General features: G+C 65.1%; 3 protein-coding genes and 1 pseudogene. All 4 read left to right on the top strand.

The genetic code is table 11. From position 1 onward, the window contains the following. Window positions 1-721 (top strand): TonB C-terminal domain-containing protein (locus tag AC628_RS38345; protein WP_502689827.1); only part of this gene is annotated, 721 nt, incomplete at its 5' end. Window positions 722-794: 73 nt separating this feature from the next. Further along, the gene (locus AC628_RS38340; protein WP_074131825.1) at window positions 795-2,693 is read left to right on the top strand and encodes a putative porin; all 1,899 of its coding nucleotides are present in this window, start codon (window positions 795-797) and stop codon (window positions 2,691-2,693) included. A gap of 2 nt (window positions 2,694-2,695) precedes the next feature. After that, window positions 2,696-3,289, top strand: coding sequence for a hypothetical protein (locus tag AC628_RS38335; protein ID WP_074131824.1), 594 nt, complete (start codon window positions 2,696-2,698; stop codon window positions 3,287-3,289). Continuing rightward, window positions 3,286-3,492: pseudogene (locus AC628_RS38330) on the top strand (hypothetical protein); the annotation flags it as partial. The gene AC628_RS38335 and the pseudogene AC628_RS38330, both read left to right, overlap by 4 nt.

The raw sequence follows: 3,492 nt of genomic DNA, 5'->3' as shown, positions 1-3,492 counted from the left end.
GTCGGCGCCCGCCCGCAACAGTCCGGCCGCCCGGAAGGGCGAGCGCAGTGCGCTGCTGCGTTACGGCGCTGTTGTGGCGGTGGTCGCACTGTTCCTTGGCGGCATCGTCTATTTCTTCCTCGGCCACGACGACATGCCGCCGCCGCGCCAGGTGCGCGATCTCACCATCGTCAATGTGACGCTGCCGCCGCCGCCTCCGCCTCCGCCGCCACAGCCGCAGCCCGAGCAGAAGATGATCGATCAACCCAAGATGGCGGAGCCCGAATTCAAGGAAGAGAAGCCGGTCGACAAGCCGAAGGACGAGCCGGCGAAGGACGCCAAGAACGACGAGCCGCCCGGTCCGCTGTCGCTCGATGCCAAGCCCACTGGACCCGGCGATCTGTTCAATCTCGGCGGCAAGCCCGGCGGCAACCCGTATGGCGGCGGCGGCGGCGGTGGCAGCCGCTTTGGCTGGTACGCCACCATCATCACCTCGCAGATCGAGGCCGCGATCCGCGCCAATCCGAAGACGCGCAACATGGCGACGCAGATCCAGGTGCGGCTGTGGGTGGACGGCTCCGGCCACATCACCCGCGTCGTCCTGACGCCGTCGTCCGGCAGTCCGGAGGTCGATGCGGCGCTTCGCAACGAGGTGATCGGCAGCCTGACGCTGCGCGAGCCGCCGCCCAAGGACATGCCGATGCCGGTGGTCACGCGCGTCACAGCGCGGCGGCCGAGCTGACGATCAACCAACGACCAACCTACGAACGACCAACCTGCGAACTTCAATTGTGCGAGTGAGAACTGGGGGACTGATGTTTAAGAAACGAGCTCACGCAGAATGGCGCGCGTTGCCGCTTGCGGTGTCGCTGGGCGCGCTTGCCTGCGCAACGCCGGCCGTGGGCCAGACCGCGGACCAGGCCGCCGACCAGGCTCCCGCCGCCGCGGCGAAGCGGACCGATACCAAGAAGCCGAAAGTGTCGAGCACCAAGCCGACATCGTCGAACGCCACCGTCAACCTCGTCAATCTGCTGGTGCAGCAGGGCGTCCTCAAGGAGGAGCAGGCCCAGGCGCTGATCAAGCAGGCCGAGGACGAGGCCTATGTCTCCCGCCAGGCCGCCAAGGACGCCACGGCGAAGGCCGACGACGCCACCAAGGCCGCAACCGCTGCCGCTGCGGCTGCGCAGCCGCCCGGCACGAGGCACGTCACCTACGTTCCCGAAGTCGTCAAAAGACAGTTAAGGGAAGAGATTAAGCAGGAGGTGATGGCCAAGGCGCAGAAAGAAAACTGGGCGTCGCCCGGAACCTATCCGGAGTGGGCGCAACGCATCCGCTTCCACGGCGATGCGCGCGTGCGCTATCAGGGCAACTACTTCCCGACCGGGAACGACCAGGCCGGCGCTGCTAACTACAACGCGATCAATACCGGTTCGCCGTACGATATCTCGAGCAATGCGTTTGGGCCGACCTACGACGCCACGCAGGATCGCAACCAGTTCCGCTTCCGCGGCCGTCTCGGCATGGAAGCGGACCTGCTCTACGGGTTCACGGCCGGCCTACGCATCGCAACGGGCGAGAACAGCTCGCCGGTGTCCACCAACCAGACGCTTGGCGGCGGCGGCGGCAACTTCTCGAAGTATGGCGTCTGGCTCGATCGCGGCTACATCAACTGGCAGACCTGGGGCGACGATCTGAGAATCTCTGCGGGTCGTATCGACAACCCGTTCTGGTCGCCGACCGATCTGGTCTGGTACAAGGAGCTCGGCTTCGACGGCTTTGCCGTTCAGGCCAAGCATGAGGTGTGGGAAGGCTTCACGCCGTTCGTGGTGGGCGGTGCGTTCCCGATCTACAACACCGATTTCAACGCCGGCAACAATCTGCCGGTCGATCCGAACAATCTGAATTCACCGCCGAGCAAGTTTCCGAGCCACGACAAATGGCTGTTCGGAGGCCAGGTCGGCTTCAACGCCCGCTTCAGCCCGGAATACGCATTCCGCTTCGGCGTTGCGTTCTACGATTTCGACAACGTTCAGGGCCAGTTCTCGAGCCCTTGCCGGATCTCGTCGGCATCTGACGTCTGCAATACCGACCTGACGCGGCCGGGCTTCGCGCAGAAGGGCAACACCTATTTCCCGCTGCGCCAAATCATCGCCGATCCGATCGGGACGGGTAACAATGGCGGCCAGATCAATCAGTTCGAATATTTCGGGCTGGTCAGCCAGTATCGCCCGGTGGTCGTCAGCGGGCAGCTCGATCTCGGACATTTCCATCCGGCTCACATCGTGCTCGACGGCGAGTATGTCTACAACACCGCGTTCAGCCGCTCGTTCATGAACGCCGCGGCCGCAACCTACGGCGTGCTGATGAACAACCGCGCGCCGAGTCCGGATGGCGGCAACACGCCCGGTCCGTTCAACGGCGGCAATCAGGGCTGGCTCGGCCGCGTCACCGTCGGCAACCGGGAGATCAAGCATCTCTGGGATTGGAATGTTCACGCCGGCTACAAGTACCTGGAATCCGACGCCACCATCGATGCCTTCGCCGACTCCGACTTCGGTCTCGGCGGCACCAACCTCAAGGGCTATTTCGTCGGCGGCAATATCGGCCTCGGCGAGAATGTCTGGGCGACCTTGCGCTGGATGAGTGCCAACAGCATCGCCGGCAGCCCCTATGCCGTCGACGTCCTGCAAGTCGACCTCAACGCGAAGTTCTGACCATGCGCATCGCACTCTTTGTCCTGATGATGGTGGTCGGAGCCTTGAGCTCCGGCACCGCATTCGCCCAGTCCGAGACCGACCGCCTGCGCGAGGCCCTGCGCAGCGCGACGGCGCAGACCCGCGCGCTGGAGGACCAGCGTACGGCGATGCAAGCCAAGATCGCCGACGCCGATCGCGAGAAGGCGGCGGCCAAGAAGGAGGTCGACGACCTCAAGGCGCAGCTGAAGAAGGCCGACAAGGAACATCGCGAGGCGGTCGACGAGTTCAATCAGCGGCTCGCCGAACGCGATGAGACGCTGGAGAAGTGGAAGTCGGCCTATGAGGAGGCGGCGACCGTCGCCCGCACCAAGGACGCCGAGCGCGCCAAGTTCGAAGGTGAGGCCACCGCCTACAAGGCCAGCACCAAGAGCTGCATCGCCAAGAACACCCAGCTGGTCAAGGCCGGCAAGGAGATGGTGCAGCGCTACAAGGACCTGACCATCGGCGAGATCGTGGTCTCGCGCGAGCCGATGATTCAGCAGCGCCGGGTCGAGATCCAGAACCAGCTGCAGGAAAGCCAGGACAAGTTCCTCGATCAGAAGGTGAATCCATGACGACCGCCACTATCGTGAAGCCGCTTCGCTCGATCGGCCTCGCCGCCGTCGTCGCAACCTTCGTTGCGCCGATCGACGCATCGGCGCAGGCCCAGCCCCAGGCTCCCGCGCCACGGACGGTGCAGGCTCCGGTCAGGAAGCCGCAGCCGCAACCCGCGGCGCAGGCGCAAGCCGCCGCCACGCCCGCGCCGGCTCCGGTGGCG

Source organism: Bradyrhizobium sp. NAS96.2 (genome assembly GCF_001908235.1).
Taxonomy (GTDB): Bacteria; Pseudomonadota; Alphaproteobacteria; order Rhizobiales; family Xanthobacteraceae; genus Bradyrhizobium.
The sequence above is the reverse complement of the archived record's forward strand: the minus strand, read 5'-3'. Positions and strand labels throughout refer to the sequence as shown.

What these genes read in the sequence shown, in the direction of transcription:
- AC628_RS38335 (WP_074131824.1), top strand. Translation starts at nt 2,696, where the DNA reads ATGCGCATCGCACTCTTTGTCCTGATGATGGTGGTCGGAGCCTTGAGC.
- AC628_RS38340 (WP_074131825.1), top strand. Translation starts at nt 795, where the DNA reads ATGTTTAAGAAACGAGCTCACGCAGAATGGCGCGCGTTGCCGCTTGCG.